The sequence below is a fragment of the Hydrogenophaga sp. 2FB genome (assembly GCF_005503365.1).
Lineage (GTDB): Bacteria > Pseudomonadota > Gammaproteobacteria > Burkholderiales > Burkholderiaceae_C > Hydrogenophaga.
Genome location: NZ_SCML01000083.1, coordinates 1 through 18,886, shown reverse-complemented (window position 1 = coordinate 18,886; position 18,886 = coordinate 1). Strand labels below are relative to the sequence as shown.

Annotated in this window: 19 protein-coding genes; 6 read left to right on the top strand and 13 right to left on the bottom strand. The window is 66.6% G+C overall.

Going from position 1 to position 18,886, the window contains the following annotated elements:
• The 11 genes from FFS09_RS28950 to metC all read right to left on the bottom strand — a co-directional run.
• A partial coding sequence (locus FFS09_RS28950; protein WP_137922365.1) for an ATP-binding cassette domain-containing protein occupies nt 1–770 on the bottom strand: 770 nt, incomplete at its 3' end.
• A gap of 4 nt (nt 771–774) precedes the next feature.
• Nucleotides 775–1,746, bottom strand: coding sequence for an aliphatic sulfonate ABC transporter substrate-binding protein (locus tag FFS09_RS28945; RefSeq protein ID WP_137922364.1), 972 nt, complete (start codon nt 1,744–1,746; stop codon nt 775–777).
• Between the two features lie 26 nt (nt 1,747–1,772).
• On the bottom strand, nt 1,773–2,657 hold the full coding sequence (gene ssuC, locus FFS09_RS28940) for an aliphatic sulfonate ABC transporter permease SsuC (protein ID WP_137922363.1): 885 nt from the start codon (nt 2,655–2,657) through the stop codon (nt 1,773–1,775).
• Nucleotides 2,654–3,028 carry a VOC family protein gene (locus tag FFS09_RS28935; RefSeq protein ID WP_137922362.1) on the bottom strand — a complete coding sequence of 125 codons (375 nt, stop codon included), beginning with the start codon at nt 3,026–3,028 and terminating at the stop codon, nt 2,654–2,656. The genes ssuC and FFS09_RS28935 overlap by 4 nt, the downstream gene beginning before the upstream one ends.
• Nucleotides 3,025–4,284, bottom strand: a complete 1,260-nt coding sequence (ssuD, locus tag FFS09_RS28930; RefSeq protein WP_137922361.1) for an FMNH2-dependent alkanesulfonate monooxygenase — start codon at nt 4,282–4,284, stop codon at nt 3,025–3,027. Before ssuD ends, FFS09_RS28935 begins: the two co-directional genes overlap by 4 nt.
• Nucleotides 4,285–4,295: 11 nt before the next feature.
• The gene (locus FFS09_RS28925; RefSeq protein ID WP_137922368.1) at nt 4,296–5,261 is read right to left on the bottom strand and encodes a sulfonate ABC transporter substrate-binding protein; all 966 of its coding nucleotides are present in this window, start codon (nt 5,259–5,261) and stop codon (nt 4,296–4,298) included.
• A gap of 157 nt (nt 5,262–5,418) precedes the next feature.
• The gene (locus FFS09_RS28920; RefSeq protein ID WP_137922360.1) at nt 5,419–6,453 is read right to left on the bottom strand and encodes a sulfonate ABC transporter substrate-binding protein; all 1,035 of its coding nucleotides are present in this window, start codon (nt 6,451–6,453) and stop codon (nt 5,419–5,421) included.
• A gap of 118 nt (nt 6,454–6,571) precedes the next feature.
• Entirely contained in the window at nt 6,572–7,156 is a 585-nt protein-coding gene (ssuE, locus tag FFS09_RS28915) for an NADPH-dependent FMN reductase (RefSeq protein ID WP_137922359.1), read from the bottom strand.
• 63 nt (nt 7,157–7,219) lie between these two features.
• A complete protein-coding gene (locus FFS09_RS28910) occupies nt 7,220–8,233 on the bottom strand; it encodes a sulfate ABC transporter substrate-binding protein (RefSeq protein WP_137922358.1) in 1,014 nt (337 codons plus the stop codon).
• A gap of 147 nt (nt 8,234–8,380) precedes the next feature.
• On the bottom strand, nt 8,381–9,382 hold the full coding sequence (locus FFS09_RS28905; protein WP_137922357.1) for an NADP-dependent oxidoreductase: 1,002 nt from the start codon (nt 9,380–9,382) through the stop codon (nt 8,381–8,383).
• Between the two features lie 205 nt (nt 9,383–9,587).
• Complete coding sequence (metC, locus tag FFS09_RS28900; protein ID WP_137922356.1) at nt 9,588–10,784, bottom strand: cystathionine beta-lyase; 1,197 nt, start codon at nt 10,782–10,784, stop codon at nt 9,588–9,590.
• A 190-nt stretch (nt 10,785–10,974) separates the two neighbouring features.
• On the opposite strand from metC, the gene FFS09_RS28895 reads away from it, so the two are divergent.
• The 6 genes from FFS09_RS28895 to ligD all read left to right on the top strand — a co-directional run bounded on the left by FFS09_RS28895 (nt 10,975) and on the right by ligD (nt 17,593).
• The gene (locus tag FFS09_RS28895; RefSeq protein WP_137922355.1) at nt 10,975–11,949 is read left to right on the top strand and encodes a Bug family tripartite tricarboxylate transporter substrate binding protein; all 975 of its coding nucleotides are present in this window, start codon (nt 10,975–10,977) and stop codon (nt 11,947–11,949) included.
• Nucleotides 11,946–12,965 carry a uroporphyrinogen decarboxylase family protein gene (locus tag FFS09_RS28890; protein WP_137922354.1) on the top strand — a complete coding sequence of 340 codons (1,020 nt, stop codon included), beginning with the start codon at nt 11,946–11,948 and terminating at the stop codon, nt 12,963–12,965. Before FFS09_RS28895 ends, FFS09_RS28890 begins: the two co-directional genes overlap by 4 nt.
• Before the next feature lie 29 nt (nt 12,966–12,994).
• On the top strand, nt 12,995–13,453 hold the full coding sequence (locus tag FFS09_RS28885; RefSeq protein WP_137922367.1) for an Lrp/AsnC family transcriptional regulator: 459 nt from the start codon (nt 12,995–12,997) through the stop codon (nt 13,451–13,453).
• 254 nt (nt 13,454–13,707) lie between these two features.
• The gene (locus FFS09_RS28880) at nt 13,708–13,989 is read left to right on the top strand and encodes a YybH family protein (protein ID WP_137922353.1); all 282 of its coding nucleotides are present in this window, start codon (nt 13,708–13,710) and stop codon (nt 13,987–13,989) included.
• Between the two features lie 118 nt (nt 13,990–14,107).
• Nucleotides 14,108–15,127: a non-homologous end joining protein Ku gene (gene ku / locus FFS09_RS28875; RefSeq protein ID WP_137922352.1), complete on the top strand. Its 1,020-nt coding sequence runs from the start codon at nt 14,108–14,110 to the stop codon at nt 15,125–15,127.
• A 21-nt stretch (nt 15,128–15,148) separates the two neighbouring features.
• Nucleotides 15,149–17,593 (top strand): DNA ligase D, encoded by a 2,445-nt coding sequence (ligD, locus tag FFS09_RS28870; protein ID WP_137922351.1) that lies wholly within the window; start codon nt 15,149–15,151, stop codon nt 17,591–17,593.
• A 19-nt stretch (nt 17,594–17,612) separates the two neighbouring features.
• Here ligD and FFS09_RS28865 read toward each other — a convergent pair whose 3' ends face one another.
• Nucleotides 17,613–18,200 (bottom strand): chromate transporter, encoded by a 588-nt coding sequence (locus tag FFS09_RS28865; protein WP_252374560.1) that lies wholly within the window; start codon nt 18,198–18,200, stop codon nt 17,613–17,615.
• A 73-nt stretch (nt 18,201–18,273) separates the two neighbouring features.
• A partial coding sequence (locus FFS09_RS28860) for a chromate transporter (protein WP_502703767.1) occupies nt 18,274–18,886 on the bottom strand: 613 nt, incomplete at its 5' end.

Below are 18,886 nucleotides of genomic sequence, written 5' to 3'. Positions count from 1 at the left end.
GGCCAGACCGGTTCGTTCGAGAGCGGTGCGCTGTCGGGCACTTGCAGCACACGGTCGAGGATGCGTTTCTCGATCGAGGCGAACGTGGCATCGCCCCGCGAACGCGGACGCGCCAGCGGCACGCGCTCGTCCAGCGCGATCGCGCCGTCTTCGATCAGGATCACGCGGTCGGCCAGCGCCACCGCTTCCTGCACGTCGTGCGTGACCAGCAGCGCGGTGAAGCCGTGGCGCTTCCACAGGCCTTCGATGAGTTCGTGCATCTCGATGCGGGTGAGCGCGTCCAGCGCGCCCAGCGGCTCGTCGAGCAGCAGCAGTTGCGGGCGGTGCACCAGGGCTCGCGCGAGCGAGACGCGCTGGCGCTGGCCGCCGGAGAGCTTGGCCGGCCAGTCGTTCAGGCGATCGCCCAGGCCGACCTGGCCGAGCACGGCTTCGGCGTCCTTGCGGTTTTCTTTGGGCAAGCCGAGTGCGACGTTGTCGACCACGCGTTTCCAGGGCAGCAGTCGCGCGTCCTGGAACATGATGCGGGTGTCGTCGTGCAGGCCATCGACGTTCTTGCCGTCGAGCAACAGCTCGCCGCCGCTGGCCGCTTCCAGGCCCGCGACCAGACGCAGCAGCGTGCTCTTGCCGCAGCCGCTGCGGCCCACGATGGAGACGAACTCGCCAGGCTCGATGGTGAGCCGGTTGTCGCGCAGCACCTCGCGCGCGCCGTAGCGTTTGCTCAGATGCCGCAACTGGACGCGCACGCCCGGGGTGGTGTTCGTGTCGGTCATGCGTTCAGCCCTGCGGTTTGAACAGCGCCACGTCGGTCGCGTTGATGCGGCGCGGCAGCAGCTTCTCGGCCAGGAAGGCGTCGGCGATCTTCTGTTGCTCGCCGATGTTCTGCGGCGTGACGGGGCGCACCGCGTAGCTGCGCCGGCTGTTGGCCTGCTCGACGATGCCGGCGTCCAGCCCCCAGAACGGCGCGAGCAGCGCGGCCGCGTCCTTCGGTTGCTGCTTGACCCAACGGCCGGTCTTCTCCAGCTCGGCGTAGATCACGCCGAGCACATCGGGCCGCGCCTGCGCGAAGCGCGTGCTGGCCAGGTAGTAGCGCTGGTAGGACGCGAGGCCGGTGCCGTCGGCCAGCACGCGGGCGTTGGCCTGCTTCTGCGCGGCGGAGAGGAACGGGTCCCACACCACCCAGGCATCGAGCGAGCCGCGTTCGAACGCGGCTCGGCCATCGGCCGGTGTGAGGTAAGCGGGCTCGATGTCGCTGAAGGCCAGGCCGGCTTTCTCCAGCGCCGCGATCAGCAGGTAGTGTGCGCCGGCGGCCTTGGCGAAACCCACGCGCTTGCCCTTGAGCTCGCTCACGCTTTTCAACGGCGAGTCGCTGCGCACCAGGATCGCCTGCGCGGTGGGCGAAGGCGCTTCCTGCGCCACGAAGGTGAGTTGCGCGCCAGCGGCCTGCGCGAACACCGGCACGGTGTCGGCCACGTCGGCGCTGAAATCGAGGTTGTCCAGGTTGAGGGCTTCGAGCAGCGGCAGGCCGCTGGTGAACTCGTGCCAGCTCAGCGTCACGCCCAGGGGTGCGAGGCGTTGTTCCAGCGTGCCCTGCAGGCGCAGCACGGCGATCAGCGTAGACGACTTCTGGTAGCCCAGGCGCACGGTGCGTGCTGCGTTGCCTTGCGCGAACGCCGCACCGCCTGCGAGCGAGCCGAGCACGCCCAGTGCGGCGCGGCGGTTGAGAGCGGAAAAGGAGGGATGCGTCATGGTGGTGGTCTGGTGGGGTTCAGGGGTCACTGATAGCCGGGGTGCCAGCGGAGCCAGTAGCGTTCGAGGCCGCGTGCGAAGACGTCGGCCAACTTGCCCAGCGCTGCGTAGAGCAGGATGCCCACGAGCACGATGTCGGTCTGCAGGAATTCGCGCGCGTTCATCGTCAGGTAGCCGATGCCGGCCTGCGCCGAGATGGTTTCGGCCACGATGAGGATCACCCACATCAGGCCGAGCGAAAACCGCAGGCCGACCAGGATGGACGACATCGCGCCGGGCAGGATGATCTGCGTGTACAGGCCCCAGCGTGTGAGTCCATACGTGCGGCCCATCTCGATGAGGCCCGGGTCGACGTTGCGGATGCCGTGGAAGGTATTCAGGTAGATCGGGAAGAACACGGCCACCGCGATCAGGAACAGCTTGGCCGCTTCGTCGATGCCGAACCACAGGATCACCAGCGGGATCAGCGCCAGCGCCGGGATGTTGCGCACCATCTGCACGCTGGAATCGAGCAGCGTTTCAAAGAAACGCACCGAACCGGTGAGCAGGCCCAGCAGCAGGCCCAGGCCGCCGCCGATGGCCAGGCCGATCAGCGCGCGGCCGGCGCTCACCTTCACGTGCGTCCACAACTCGCCGGAGACGGCCAGCGTCCAGAACGCGGTGACCACGTCCACCGGCGCGGGCAATACGCGGGTGGAGAGCCAACCCTGCGACGATGAGAGTTGCCACACCATCACGAGCAATACCGGCACCAGCCACGGCAGGAAACGCTGCCACGCCGCGCGCAGCACCTGGCCGATCCAGGGCGCGCTGTGGGCGCCCGGGAGCAAGGCCCAGCCGGGCGCGTCGATGGTGTCGGGCACGGGGGTCACCGGTGCCTCGCGAAAGGTCTGTGCCTGGGCCTGTGTCATACGGTGCTGCCTTGTGAAGGATCGGGTTCTAGAAATTCGATCGGGTTGCCTGCGGGGTCGTTGACGCGAAAGCGCAGGTGGCCGGGCAGCGGTTGCGATTCGTCGAGTTCGAAACCCGCGTCCAGCAAACGGGCGCGAAAGCCCGGCAGGTTCTCCACCTCGAACGCGAGGTGCGAAGGCGAGGACGGTGCGGTCCAGTTCGGCACCGGCACCAGGTCCACGCGCTGCGACGCCGCGTAGAAGCGCAAGGTGTTGCCCCCACCGATGCGGAATTCCTTCAGGCCGAGCAGCTCGCCGTAGAAGTGGCGCACCAGCGCCTGCTGGCCGGCGGGAAAGCCCAGCTGGATGTGGTGGATGGAGTGGATGCTCATGGCGCCTCCGCCACGGCGGCTGGGCTCTCTTCCGGAAACACCGCGGAACCGGCTTTGCCGGGCCCAGGTGTTGCCCCCTGCAGGGGGTGGCGCGCAGCGCCGCGGGGGGGAGCCAGATTTGCCACGGTCTCGCCGAACGGGCCGGTGAGCGCGGGGCCGGGCAGTTTTTCGCGCAGCTTGCGCGGCAGCAGCGGGAACACGAGTTCGGCAAAACGGTAGGCCTCTTCCAGGTGCGGGTAGCCGGAGAAGATGAAGTTCTCCAGGCCCAGTTCGGCGTATTCCTGGATGCGCGCGGCCACGGTCTGCGGATCGCCCACCAGCGCGGTGCCGGCACCGCCGCGCACCAGGCCCACGCCGGCCCACAGGTTGGGGCTGATTTCAAGGTCGGCGCGCGTGCGCTTCTTGCCACCGGCATGCAGCGCGGCCATGCGGCGTTGGCCTTCGGAATCCATCTTCGAGAACGCGGCCTGCGCGCGGACCACGGTGTCGTCGTCGAGTTTGCTGATGAGCGCGTCGGCGGCGGCCCAGGCTTCGGCGTCGGTCTCGCGCACGATCACGTGCAGGCGGATGCCGAACTTCACCGTGCGCCCGAGCCTGGCCGCGCGCTCGCGCACGTCGGCCACCTTCTTCGCCACTTCCGCGGGCGGTTCGCCCCAGGTGAGGTAGGTGTCGACCTGTTCGGCGGCGAGCTCGTGCGCGGCCTCCGAAGACCCACCGAAGTACACCGGTGGATAGGGTTGCTGCAGCGGCGGGAAGAACAGCTTCGCGCCTTTCACCTGCAGGTGTTCACCATCGAAATCGAAGCTCTCGCCTTCGTGGCTGCGCGCCAGGATCTCGCGCCAGATGCGGATGAACTCGGCCGATTGTTCGTAGCGCTGCGCGTGGTCGAGGAACACGCCATCGCCTTCGAGTTCGGCGCGGTCGCCACCGGTGACGAGGTTGATCAGCAGGCGTCCGCCCGAGAGGCGGTCGAAGCTCGCGGCCATGCGCGCGGCCAGTGCCGGCTGGTGCAGGCCGGGGCGCACGGCCACGAGGAACTTCAGGCGCTGCGTCACCGGCAGCAGACTGGCCGCCACGACCCACGGGTCTTCGCAGGAGCGGCCGGTGGGGATCAGCACGCCTTCGTAGCCCAGGCTGTCCGCGGCTTGCGCCACTTGCTTCAGGTAGTCGTGGCTGAGCTGCCGAGCACCTTCGGCGGTGCCGAGGTAGCGGCTGTCGCCGTGGGTGGGGATGAACCAGAAGATGTTGAGACCCATGGCAATTCTCCTCAAGCTGCGTTCACGGCGGCTTCAAGCACGTTGATCTTTTTCGGGATCAGCTTGAGGTTGAAGAAGGTGTCGGCGATGACCTGCTGCTCGTGCAGGATGGCCTTGGTGATCGGGCCGGTGCCGTAGACCGCGCGGGCCACGGAGCGGTCCACCACCGGCTTGGGCAGACCCCACAAGGGTGCGAACTCGGCGGCGAGCGCATCGCGGTGGGCGCTGCCCCACTGGTCGAGCTTGTTGATCTCTTCGATCACGATCTTCACCACGTCGGCGTTCTTCGCGGCGTAGTCGAGCGTGGAGAAGTAGTACGCGCGGTTGTTCACCACGCCCTTGGCATCGGCCAGGATGCGGCCGTTCAGGCCCACCTCGGCGGCGGCCAGGAACGGGTCCCAGATCACCCAGGCATCGACCGCACCCTTCTCGAAGGCGGCGCGCGCATCGGCCGGCGGCAGGAAGACGGACTGCACGTCCTCGTACTTCAGGCCATTCTTCTCCAGCAGCTTGACCAGGAAGTAGTGCACGTTGGAGCCCTTGTTGTAGGCCACCTTCTTGCCCTTGAGATCGGCCACGGTCTTGATGGCCGAGCCCTGGGGCACGAGCACGGCCTCGGTGGCGGGGCGCGGCACGGTGGCGGCCACGTAGGCCAGTGGCGCGCCCGCGGCCTGCGCGAAGATCGGCGGCGCTTCGCCCACGTCGCCGAAGTCGATCGAGCCGACGTTGAGCGCTTCGAGCTGCACCGGGCCGGCGGTGAACTCGGTCCAGCTCAGCTTCACACCCAGGGGCGCGAGGCGCTGTTCCAGCGTGCCCCGGCCCTTGAGCAGGCTGAGAAAACCTTTCTGGTGGCCGACGCGCAGCACGCGTGAACCGGGTTGGGCCCGAGCCGGCAGACCGGAGAGGGAGAGGGCGGCGGCGCCCACGCCCACGCCCGAGAGCACGAAGCGGCGGCGGTTGGAGACATCGAAGGTCATGGTGGTGGTGTTCTGTGTGTGTGAAAGAACGCTGCGCGCCTTGGCGGCAGCGATGCTCCAGGAGGCCGCGGTGACGGCCAGCAACTGGGCGATGTGGCGGCGCAGGTCGGCCGCACCGAAGGGCTTGGACATGGCACGCTCCCTGTCGTGAAACGGATCAGGGCTGCGCGACCACGACCGCCTCGTGTACCTTGATCGCCTTGGGGATCAGCTTCAGATCGAAGAAGGTGTCGGCGATCTTTTGCTGGTCGGCGGCCACGGTGGCGGTGATCGGCTTCACGTTGAACTCGTAGCGCTGCAGCGCGAGCTCGACCACGTCGACCGGCAGGCCTTGCAGCGGCGCGATCAGTTCGGCGGCCTGGCGCAGGTTCTTCTTGAGCCAGATGCCTTGTTCCACCGAATCGGCGAAGAGGACATCGATCACCTTGGGGTTCTTCGTCACGAAGTTGCGCGCACCGAGGTAGAACTGGTAGTTGTTGACGACACCGCCGGTGCCGTCGGCCAGCACGCGGGCGCGGGTGGCTTTTTCGGCGGCGGCCTGGAACGGATCCCAGATCACCCAGGCGTCGACGTTCTTGCTTTCGAAGGCCGCGCGGCCGTCGGCCGGTGCCAGGTACACCGGCGTGATATCGGTGAACTTCAGGCCGTGTTTTTCCAGCTGCTTCACCAGCAGGTAGTGCACGTTGCTGCCCTTGTTGAGCGCCACTTTCTTGCCCTTGAGATCGGCCACCGACTGGATCGGCGAGTCCCTGGTGACGAGGATGGCTTCGGCGCGCGGCGCGGCCGGGTCGTAGCCGAAGTAGACGAACTGCGCACCCGCGGCCTGGCCGAAGATCGGCGGCGCTTCGCCCACGTAGCCCACGTCGACGGCGCCGACGTTCAGGCCTTCAAGCAATTGCGGGCCGGTGGGAAACTCGACCCACTTCACGCCAAAGCCCACCGGCGCGAGCTTCTTCTCCAACGAGCCTTGCGACTTCTGCAGCACGAACAGGCTGGCCGATTTCTGGTAGCCGATGCGAAGCTCGCCTTTGCCCTGGGCATTGGCGTGTGGTGCCGGCAGAAGCAGCAGCGCGAAGCCGACGGCCGCGGCGGCGAAGACGGCCAGGCCCAGCACCCAACGCTTGATGGTCGCGTACCGCGACGGCGCTTCGGGCGGGTCGATCTCGGGGTGGTTCTTGAACAGTTCACTCATGGTGGATTCCTTGTGACGAAGCGCAGGCAACAGCCGTCCAGGCCACCTGCGCGGTGGCTAGAAAAATGCGAATGGGGATGCGGGTGGGATCGGCCGGGTGGTCCCGGCTCGCAGCGGGTCAGACGCTACATCGCACCTGGGCAAACGGCACGGGCGCAAACCCGGCCGTGACCGGCATTCGCAGACCTTCGTGCAAAAGGGTGTTCACGGCGTCGTCCAGGCGTTCGCCGATGTCGCGGCCCACCTGGTACTGGCCTTCGGTGTCCTTGGGAATCTGCGCGTCGGTGGCGTAGACCCCGGGAAGAATGTGCCGCGCCGCGAGCGACTGCAGCACGGGGCGCAGCGCGTAGTCGAGCGCGAGCATGTGGTGTGGGCTGCCGCCCGTGGCCAGCGGCAGCACCACCTTGCCCTTGAGGGCCGACTGCGGCAGCAGGTCCAGGAAGACCTTGAGCACGCCGCTGTAGGCCGCCTTGTAGACGGGGGTGGCCACCACGATGGCGCGCGCCGTCTCCACCTGGGAAATGGCCGCGCGGATCGACTTGTGGCCCACGTCGGCCAGCAGCAAGGCCTGGGGAGAAAGGTCCCGGATGTGCAGGCGCTCGATGAGCGCGTGGCGCAGGCCCAGGCGCTGGTTCACCGCGTCGAGCAGCGCGGCCGAGCGCGAATGCTCGGACGGGCTGCCAGCGATCAGAAGAATGGACACGGTGCGGTTCCCTGAAACGTCGTTTGTTCGTTTGTTCGTTCTGGCGTGTGGCAGCGCGAAGGCCTATTTCTTCGTGTAGATCTGGTCGAAGCTGCCGCCATCCGCGAAGTGGACCTTGGCCGCCTGTTCCCAGCCGCCGAACGCGTCCTGGATCTTGAACAGGTTCAGCTTGGGCAACTGCTTGGCGTACTTGGCCTGGGCCTTGGCGGAGGTGGGGCGGTAGAAGTGCTTGCCGATGATGTCCTGCGCTTCTTCGGTGTAGAGGAACTCCAGATAGGCCTGGGCCACGGCGCGCGTGCCCTTCTTGTCGACGTTCTTGTCGACGACGGTCACGGCGGGCTCGGCCAGGATGGAGAGCGAGGGGTAGACGAAGTCGACCTTGTTGCCAAACTCCTTCTCCAGCAGGTAGGCCTCGTTTTCCCAGGAGATGAACACGTCGCCCTGGTTGCGCTGCGCGAAGGTGATCGACGAGCCGCGCGCGCCGGTGTCGAGCACGGGCACGTTGGCGTACAGCTTGCCCACGAATTCCTTGGCCTTGGCGTCGCTGCCGTACTTGCGCTTGGCGAATTCCCAGGCCGCCAGGTAGTTCCAGCGCGCGCCGCCGGAGGTCTTGGGGTTGGGCGTGATGACCTTCACGTCGGGGCGGATCAGGTCGTCCCAGTCCTTGATGTTCTTGGGGTTGCCCGCGCGCGTCACCAGCACGATGGTGGAGGTGTAGGGCGAGCTGTTGAGCGGCAGGCGCTTTTGCCAGTCTTTCGGGATCCAGCCGCCGTTGTCGTGCAGGGCATCGGTGTCACCGGCCAGGGCCAGGGTGGCCACGTCGGCGTCCAGGCCGTCGATGATGGAGCGCGCCTGCTTGCCCGAGCCGCCGTGGCTTTGCTTGATGGTCACGTCCTGCCCGGTCTTGGCTTTCCAGGCCTTGGCAAAGGCGGCGTTGTATTCGACGTAGAGCTCGCGCGTCGGGTCGTACGACACGTTGAGCAGGGTGACCGGCGCGGTCTGCGCCACGGCCGTGAAGGCGCTGGCGGTGAAGGCCGTGGCGGCGAGGGCCTGGATGAGTTGGCGGCGGGTGGTCATGTCGTTCCTTATCGGGATGCGTTGAGGGGGATGCCGGATGATCCCGTCAACAGCTCGGATAAGGAACGAATGGTTTTTTGGTTGTTTATTACTTAAACATCTGAGCCGAGCAATGCCCGTGGCATGCATCCACGCGCACGACCTGGTTCACTTGATCTGGACGATGACCTTGCCCTTTGCGCGACCCGAGTCGACGTAGGCCATGGCCTCGTTGATGGACTCCAACGGAAAGACCTTGTCGACCGTGGGGCGGATGGCGCCGGCTTCGATGAGACGGGTGATCTCGCCCAGCTGGCTCCCGTCGGCCCTCATGAAGAGGAACGCGTAGTCAACGCCTCGGCCTTTCGCTTTTCGCCTGACGCTTGAACTCAGCAACCGCAAAACCATCTTCATGAAGCCAGACGCGGCGATGTCTTTGCCGAATGCGGGATCCGGCGGGCCGGAAATGGAAATGAGTTTCCCCCCACGCTTGAGCACCCGCAGTGATTTTTCGAGCGTCTTGCCGTCCTGGCTGTTCAGGACAAGGTCGTAGTCGCTCAAGACTTCTTCGAAGTCCTGCGTTTTGTAGTCGACAACGACGTCCGCGCGCAGGCTCTTCACGAGCGCGACATTGGCCGAACTGGTCGTCGTGGCGACGGTGGCGCCCAGATGCTTGGCCAGCTGGATGGCGAACGTTCCGACGCCGCCTGAACCGGCCTGAATGAAAACCTTCTGTCCCTTCTCCAGTCGGGCTTTCTCGACCATCGCCTGCCATGCCGTCAGGCCCACCAAGGGAATGGAGGCCGCCTCCACCATCGTCACGTTCTTCGGCTTGAGCGCCAGCGATGTCTCCTTGACCGGCACGAATTCCGCGAACGCGCCAATCCGGAAATCGTCCAGTCGCGCATAGACTTCGTCGCCCGTTTTGAAATGCTGCACGCGCGGCCCGACCTTGACCACCTCGCCAGCCACATCATGGCCGAGGATGAGTGGCATGGCGTACGGCAGGATGAGTTTGAACGCGCCATCCCGAATCTTGGAATCCAGTTGATTGACGCCAGCGGCATGAACCTGAATCAAGACCTCGTCATCCCGCAGCGTGGGGACCGGCACGGTGGCAGACCGCAACTGCCTTTTTTTCCCATAGCGATCCAGAACAAAGGCTTTCATGGTTCTCTTTCTTGTGGGTGGCCCATTCGCGGATAGTTCATGCCGTTCAATGGTTGCGAGTCATTTTTTGAGCATGTTCGATATTACGACCATCATATTGAAACGCGGACCCATGCGTTCGCATCCGTCCGTGGATTCAGTGGCCGGCGGGCGCCAGGCTTCGGCGCTGCTTCGAACAAGCTGCTCTACAGTGCGGAATCGTCGACTATGCGGCTGCCGCGTCCAGCGCGCCGCAGAAATCGCGCACCAGATCGCTGGCGTTCTCCAGACCCGCGTGCACGCGCAACAGGGGGCCGGGCAGGTCGGGCGCGCGGGTGGCGCGCTGCGGCGTGTCCACCGGCAGCACCAGGCTTTCGAAGCCGCCCCAGGACAAGCCAATGCCGAAGAGTTCGAGCCGCGCGAAGAAGCGCGAGAGTTGTGGGCGCGGCATCGGCTTCAACACCACACCGAAGAGGCCACTGGCGCCCAGGAAGTCGCGCCGCCACAGCGCATGGCCATCGGACCCTGGCAGCGCCGGGTGCAGCACGCGGTGCACAGCCCGGTGCGCGGCGATGTGCTCGGCCAGCACGATGCCGTTGGCCTGGTGCTGGCGCAGGCGCACCGACAGGCTGCGGATGCCGCGCAACGCCAGGAACAGGTCGTCCGGCCCCGCGGTCTGGCCGAAATCGTGGGCACCGGCGCGCAGCAGTTCCCAGGCCTCGCGGGTGGCGGTGGCCACGCCGAGCAAGGCATCGGAGTGGCCGACGATGTACTTGGTGGCGGCCTGGATCGAGATGTCCACGCCGTGCTCGAACGGCTTGAAATAGATCGGCGATGCCCACGTGTTGTCCATCACCACCAGCGCGCCATGGCGCTTCGCCTGTTCGGCGATGGCCGGGATGTCCTGCACCTCGAAGGTCATCGAGCCGGGCGATTCGACGAACACCACGCGGGTGGCGGGCCGCATCAGCGCCGCGATGCCACCACCGATCAGCGGGTCGAAAAATTCCACCTCGATGCCCAGGCGCTGGAGCACGTTGCGGGCGAACGTGCGGGTGGGGCCATAGGCGCTGTCGGTGATCAGGACGTGATCGCCCGGCTTGACCAGCGCCAGCAGCGTGTGTGTGCAGGCCGCCAGGCCCGAGGGGAAGACGATGGACGCATAACCGCCTTCCATCTCGGCGATCGCCGTTTCGAAAGCCCGGGTGGTTGCGTTGCCGAAGCGGCCGTAGCTGGCCATCGGGTTTTCCGGCGTCTTGCGCGACTCCCACTCTTCCAGCGTCGAGGACAGGATGGTGGAGCCGCGGCAGACCGGCGTGTTGACCAGACCGCCATGCACGGAAGGCGTGCGCCCAGTGTGGACGAGGTGGGTGTCGGCGCCATTCGTGCGCTCGAGAAGGTGGAAAGGGATCGCGTTGTTCATGCAAGAAGCTTATGGCGATGGCCGCGGCATTTGCTTGCTAAATCAACCCCATATTGGCGCGGCAGGAGAATAATTTGCTCCATACGGCGCGCATCCGGAAATCATCGCAATATTTTTCCCGGAGGCCGTTGGTAGACTCGTTCGCAGTGCATCCAGCCTCGTCTCCTTTCTTTTTTCAGGAGTTTTTTTCATGAAGTCCCGCGCCTTTTTGCTCTCGCTGCTGTCTTTGGCGGCCCTCGGTTCGTTGCCCGCTCAGGCGCAGTCCAACTTTCCCAACCGCCCCGTCAAACTGGTGATTCCATTCCCGGCGGGTGGCTCGACCGACATCATCGGCCGCGCCCTGGCGCAGCAGCTGTCCGATCTGTGGGGCAAGCAGATGGTGGTGGACAACCGCCCGGGCGCGGGTGGCAGCATCGGCGCCGACTTCGTCGCCAAGGCGCCGGCCGATGGCTACACGCTGCTGCTGGGCCACACCGGCACGATGTCGGTCAACCCCTTGATCTACCCGAACCTGCCGTACGACCCGGCCAAGAGCTTCGCGCCCGTTTCGCTGGTGACGCTGTTGCCACTGGTGTTTGCCGCCAACGCCACGATCCCGCCGAAGACGGTGTCCGAAGTCATCTCCTACGCCCAGGCCAATCCCGGCAAGATGAACTACGGTTCGGCCGGCAACGGCAGCGCCAACCATCTCGCGATGGAGTACTTCAAGTTGCTGACGAAGACCAACATCGTTCACGTGCCCTACAAAGGCACTGCGCCAGCCGTGACCGATCTGCTGAGCAACCAGGTGTCGCTGGTCATGGTGGGCGCGGCCACGGTGTTGCCGCACATCCAGTCGGGTCGTGTGAAGGTGCTGGCCGTGGCCAGCCCCAAGCGGCTTGAGGTGCTGCCCGATGCGCCGACGATGAGCGAAGCCGGCCTGAACAACTTCGACCCCTCGCCGTGGTTCGGCATCCTCGCGCCCGCCGGCACGCCGCCCGAGCTGGTCGCCAAGATCAATGCCGACATCGTGAAAGTGATGGGCACGGAGCAGAGCCGCAAGGCGCTGGCGTCCGAAGGCGCGGTGATCATGACCAACACCCCGCAGCAATTCGCCGACCTGATCAAGGCCGACCTGCAGCGCTGGTCGAAGGTGGTCAAAGACACCGGCATGAAAATCGAATGACGCAAGCCGCCAAACAAGTGCAGGTACGCGACGCTCGGCGCGAACGCGTCGAGGCCGCGGTGCAGGGCGGCACGCCCGACCGCGTGCCCGTCAGCGCCTGGGGGCACTTCTATCCGCAGGAAATTTCAGCCCGCTCGCTGGCCGACACCATGGTGAACTTCTTCGAGCGCCATGATTGGGACTACCTCAAGGTGCATGCGCGCGCCAGCTACCACGTGGAAGGTTGGGGCTTCGAGTACGAGGCCTCCACCGACCCGGCGCAACTGCACAAGTGCACCGCGATGCCCATCCGGTCCAGCGCCGACTGGGGCCAACTGAAGCCGCTGGCGCTCGACACGCCCGCGCTGCACGAGCAGATCGAAGCCATCCGCCACATCCGCGCGCGCGTGGGTCACACGGTGCCGTTGATCATGACGGTGTTCTCGCCGCTGGATGTAGCCGACAAGCTGGTCGACCGCGACGGCGCGCTGCTGCGCGCGCACATCGAAGAAAACCCGCAAGCGGTGGAGAGCGCGATGGCCGCCATCGGCGACACCTTCGCCCGCTTCGTGGCGCAGCTGGTGAGCGAGGGTGTGGACGGCATCTACTTCTCCACCAAGTGGGCCAACGACGGGCGCCTGACGGCCGAGCAGTACGCCCGCTTCGTGCGCCCGTTCGATCTGCAGGTGCTGGAAGCGGCCAGGCCGATGTGGTGCAACATGCTCCACCTGTGCGAGGACGCGATCCGCCTCGACGCGATGGCCGACTACCCGGTGCACGTCTTCCACTGGGATCGCAGCGCCGGGCACAACCCGACCCTGGCAGCGGGCCACGCCGAACTGGGCAAGGCCGTGGGTGGTGGCGTGGACGCGAAAACCCTGCGCGCCGGCACGCCCGACGACGTCAGGGCCATGGCGCGTTCGGCCATCGACGAGATGCAAGGCAAGTCCTTGCTGCTCGGTCCGGGCTGCTCGATCCAGGTGGCGACGACCACCAGCGCCAACCTCGACGCGTTGCGCGCGGCGGTTGAAGCCTGAACGCAAAAAAGGAAGACATGGTCAACACGCTGGACAACACCGACCGCGCCATCCTGGCCTTGCTGCAGAAAGACGCGACGCTCTCGGTGAACGAGATCGGCGAACAGGTCAACCTGTCTTCCACGCCGTGCTGGCGGCGCATCCAGCGGCTGGAACGCGAGGGCTACATCCAGCGCCGCGTGGCCTTGCTCGACCCCGAGAAACTCAACGTGGGCGTCACCGTGTTCGTGGCCATCAAGACCAACCAGCACAACGACAAGTGGTTCCAGAAGTTCGCCGACGTGGTCTCCACGATTCCGCAGATCGTCGAGTTCTACCGCATGAGCGGCGACAACGACTACCTGCTGCGCGTCGTGGTGCCCGACATCAAGGCCTACGACGCGGTGTACCAGCGCATGATCCGCGAGATCGAGCTTTTCGACGTGAGCTCGAGCTTCGCGATGGAGCAGATCAAGTACACGACGGCGCTGCCGCTGGACTACGCCTGAGGGCTCAGCCAGGAAGCTTGAGAGCGCGGCGGCCGCGTCTATAGTCGGCACTCCGATGCCTCAGGAGTGCCGAATGCCGACAGGGTTCAAGCCATTTGCCGCCGCCGCTTTGACCGCCCTGGCCTGGCTCGCCGCCGCGCCCGCGCACGCCGACACCGGGTCCGACGCCACGGCCATCCGCGCCACGCTCGAACAATGGCGGCAGGACTTCAACGCGCGCCGAGACGAGCGCATCTGCGATCTCTTCGCACCCGATGCGTGCCGATTTCCGGGGGTTGCCGGAACAGAACCACCCCATGTTGTGCGAGCGGCTGCGCAGGGCACTGGCCGACCCGGGCGAGACCATGACGCTGGGGTTGCGCATCAAGGAGATCATCGTCTCGGGTTCCATGGCGGTGGTGCGGCTGACCTGGACCGCGACGGTGAAGGGGACCGATGGCAAGCCCCGGACCGAGGATGAACAAGGGCTTGATGTCTTCGCCCGGCAGGCCGATGGCGCGTGGAAGATCGTTCGCTACATGGCTTACCCCGAGTAGCGCGAGCCGTTGTATCGGTCATGGGCGGCGCGCGCCTGGGGCTGTCGCGGCGCCGTCCTACAGCAACGCCGCGGGTGGGGTGCTACCTTGACCTTGTTGCCCGCAACGGGAGCCTGCCATGGCCACACGCAAGACCGCCAAGTCCACCCCAGCCCGCGCACCTGCGCGTTCGAAGTCGGAGGACGCCCAGGCGCCCACGTCCACCCGCACCCTGTGGAAAGGCGCCATCAGCTTCGGGCTGGTGCACATTCCGGTCGGCCTGTTTTCCGCCACCGCCAGCACGGGCGTGGACTTCGACTGGCTGGACCGCCGCTCGATGGAGCCCGTGGGCTACAAGCGCGTGAACAAGGTGACCGGCAAGGAGGTCGCCATGACCGACATCGTCAAGGGCGTGGAGGTCGAAGAGGGGCACTACGTGGTGCTCACGCAAGAAGAGATCGCCACGGCCTACCCGAAGACGACGCAGACCATCGAGATCGAAACCTTCGTCGACGCCGACGAAATTCCCTTCGTCTACCTGGAGCGCCCGTACTACACCGCGCCGCTCAAGCGCGGCGAGAAGGTCTACGCGTTGTTGCGCGAGTCGCTGCAGCAGAGCCACAAGGTGGGCGTGGCCAAGGTGGTGATCCAGACCAAGCAGCACCTGGCCGTGCTCATCCCCTGCGGGCGCGCGCTGGTGCTCAACCTGCTGCGCTGGGGCGGCGAGATCCGCTCGTTCGAGCAACTGGACCTGCCGCCGCTGGGCGCCAAGGCCGCGGGCATCAAGGAGACGGAACTCAAGATGGCCAGGCAGTTGATCGACGACATGACGGAGCCCTGGGACGCGGACCACTTCCGCAACTCCTTCGCGGACGAAATCCACAAGCTGGTGGAGACCAAGGCCACCGCCGGCAAGGTGACGCGCGTGGAGAAGGTCGACGAAGCGGAAGAGGGCAAGGGCAGCGGTGCGTCCAACGTGCTCGACCTCACCGCCTTGCTCAAGCGCAGCCTGGGCGAGAAGCGCGGCGCGAAGAAGGCGGAACCCGCGACCGTGACCGCCTTGCCGACGGCGAAAAAAGCACCGGCCGCGAAGAAGGCCCCAGCCAGGAAGGCTGCGTCGAAAACACCGGCGCGCAAGACCTCACGGCGCGCCGCCTGATGGCGCGTGGAGCCCGCCGCCATGGCCGACACCCTGGAGCGCTACCGCAAGAAGCGCAACTTCGCCGTCACACCCGAACCGGCCACCGGTGGTGAGGCGTCCAGCGGCGCACTGCGCTACGTGATCCAGAAACACTGGGCGAGCCACCTGCACTACGACCTGCGGCTCGAAATCGACGGCGCGATGAAGAGCTGGGCCGTGCCCAAAGGCCCGAGCCTGGACCCCGCCGACAAGCGCATGGCGGTGCAGGTGGAAGACCACCCCATCGCCTACAACAGCTTCGAGGGCCAGATTCCACCCGGGCAGTACGGCGCGGGCAAGGTGATCGTGTGGGACAAGGGGCACTGGTCGCCCGAGGGTGACGCGGCCAAGGGTTACCGGCAGGGCAAGCTCAAGTTCGAGTTGCATGGCCACAAGCTGCATGGGCGCTGGACGCTGGTGCGCATGCGCGGCGGCAAGGGGTCCGACGACAAGTCGCCACCCTGGCTGCTCATCAAGGAACACGACGCGCACGAACGCGCCGCGAGCGCGTTCGACGTGGTGAAGGCGCTGCCCGACAGCGTGGGCCGCTTGCCCGACCCCGATCAGGCGACGGCCAGGAAAAAGGGGGCCGTGAAAGCGGCGCCCGCGCGCAAAGCCGCGCTGCCGCAAGCCTTGTCGCCCCAGCTCGCCACCCTCGTCGACGCACCGCCCGTCGAGACCAGCAACTGGCTGTGGGAGCTCAAGTTCGACGGCTACCGCTTGCTCGCGCGCGTGCAGCGCGGCGCGGTGCGCCTGTTCACGCGCAACGGGCACGACTGGACGGCGCGCATGCCCGAGCTGGTGGCGGCCATTCGCGACTTGCCCTTGAAGTCGGGCTGGATCGACGGCGAGGTGCTGGCGCTCGACGAACAAGGCGTGCCGAATTTCCAGGCGCTGCAAAACGCCTTCGACAGTGCCACCTCGGCGAAGGGCCTGGTGTTCTACGCGTTCGACCTGCCGTATGCCGATGGCGAAGACCTGCGCCACCAACCGCTGGTGGAGCGGCGCGCGCGCTTGTACCGTGTGCTCGGCGATGCCACCGACGGCCCGGTGCGCTTCAGCGCCGACTTCGACGCGCCGCCGGCCGACCTGATGGTCTCGGCCTGCCAGATCGGTTTCGAAGGGCTGATCGGCAAACGCAAGGACGCGCCTTACGTGTCGCGCCGCAACGCGGACTGGATCAAGCTCAAGTGCCAGTTGCGCCAGGAGTTTGTCATTGGCGGCTTCACCGACCCGCAGGGTTCGCGCACCGGCATCGGCTCGCTGCTGCTCGGCGTGCACGACGACGGTGGCGCGCTGCGTTACGTGGGCAATGTGGGCTCGGGCTTCAGCGAGCGCACGCTCAAGACACTGCGGCACGAGCTGTCCCCCCTGGTGGTGGCGAGCGCGCCGTTTGCCCAGGCGAGCCGCATCGCGCGCCGCGCGCACTGGGTGAAGCCGCGCCTGTTGGCCGAAGTGTCGTTCGCCGGCTGGACGCACGAAGGCCGCTTGCGGCACGCGGTGTTCCATGGATTGCGCAGCGACAAGCCCGCCGCCGACATCGTCATTGAAACCCCCAAAAGAGTGGCCACCATGAACCTTTCCAACCCCGATCGTGTGATCGACGCCGAGAGCGGTATCACCAAGCTCGACCTGGCCCGCTACTACGACACCGTGGCGCCGCTGATGATGGAGCACCTCAAGGGCCGCCCGGTGGCGCTGGTGCGCGCACCCGACGGCGTGGACGGCGAAAAGTTTTTTCAGAAGCACCTGGACAAGACCGAAATGAAAGGGGTGCTGCTGCTCGACCCTGCGCTGGACGAGGGGCACGAGCCGCTGATCGAGGTGGCGCGCCCCGAGGGTTTGCTGTCGGCGTCGCAGATGAACGTGGTCGAGTACCACACCTGGAACGCGCGCAAGGACCGCATCGAGCGCCCGGATCGCATCACCTTCGATCTTGATCCCGGCGAAGGCGTGGCCTGGGCGCAGGTGCAGGAGGCGGCGCAGCTGGTGCACGCGCTGCTGGACGGGCTGGGTTTGCCCGCCTTCCTCAAGACCAGCGGCGGCAAAGGCTTGCACGTGGTCGTGCCGATCAAGCGCCTGCACGGCTGGGACGAGGCCAAGGGGTTTTCGCAAGCGGTGGTGCAGCACCTGGCGGCGCACATCCCGGCGCGTTTCGTGGCCAAGAGCGGGCCACGCAACCGCGTGGGCAAGATCTTTGTGGACTACCTGCGCAACGGGCGCGGCGCGACCACGGCCTGTGCCTGGTCGGCGCGTGCGCGGCCGGGCATGGGCATTTCGGTGCCGGTGGCGTGGTCGGAGCTGGACCAGCTCAAGAGCGGGGCGCACTGGACCGTGCGCAGCGTGGACGAGCGACTGCGCCAGGGCAATGCGCCGTGGGATGGGTACGACAAGGCGGCGGTGTCGTTGGGTGGGGCGATGCGGTTGCTGGACCAGGGCGGCTAACCCGGCTTCGCCTTGCCGCTCATACCAGCCCCAGCGCCCCCAACAAACCACCGGCTCCGATCAGCCACAACAGGTGGAGCCTGGTGCGCCACACCAGCAGCGTGGCCGCGATCGTCAGGGCCCAGAGCGGCCAATCGCGCGCGGGGTGGTCGTGCGAACCCGTGAGCACCCAGCCCGTGGCGATCAGCAGCGCGATCACGATCGGCGCCATGCCGGTCTTGAAGGCGCGCACCGCGCGCAGTTCGCGGTTCTTGTGCGCCCAGCGCGTGGCGCTGTAGGTGAGCACGGACGAGGGCAGCATGATGCCGAACATGGTGACCAGCACGCCGAACAGCGCCAGCGCCCACGCCATCCATCCCGCCGAAGGACCACCGCCCGCGTTGAGGCCGAGGTTCCAGCCCAGCAGGGCGACGAACAACACGTTGGGGCCCGGCGCGGCTTGCGACAGCGCGATGGACGAGTTGAACTGCGCGTCGCTCAGCCAGCCGTGTTCGTAGACCAGGTAGCGGTGCATGTCGGGCGCGGTGGTGATGGCGCCGCCCACGCCCAGCAGCGAGAGCGAGGCGAAGTGGGTGAAGATGTCGAGCCAGTAGTGGGCGGTGGACACGGCCGTGCTCACTGGAGTACCTTCGCCCTGCGGGCTGCGGTGCGAGCTTGCTTGGGGCGGCCCGGCGCCGTGCTCATGCCTCACCCGCTTTCTTGCGATCGGCGTCAACGTCGGACAACACCCGGTAGGCCCACACACAGGCACCGCCGCCAACCGCCAGCAACACCCACAGCAGCGGCCATCGCAGCAGCGCGATGGCGACGAAGGTGAGCGCCGCCAGGGCGATGCACACGCTTTTGCCCATGGCGTTCTTGTCGAGCGCGCCGATGAGTTTGATGCCGGTGGCGGTGATGAGGCCCGCGGCCACCGCGCCCATGCCGCGCAGCGCGTTCTGTGCGGTTGGGCTGTCGGCAACGCTGCCGTAGAGCACGGCGAGCAGCAGCACGATCACCAGGGGCGCGGCCAGCATGCCCAGCAGCGCGGCGAATGCACCTGGCAGGCCGAAGTAGCGCCCGCCAATCATCATCGAGAGGTTGACCACGTTGGGGCCGGGCATGATTTGCGCGACCGCCCAGTCTTCGATGAACTGCTCGCGCGTCATCCAGCGCTTTTTCTCCACCAGCTCGCGCTGCACCACCGCCAACACGCCGCCAAAGCCTTGCAGCGCCAGCCAGGTGAAGGAGAGGAAGAGGTCGGTCTTGGAGTGGGGGTGGTTCAGGGGCAGCGGCGTGGCTGCGTCGGTGGGT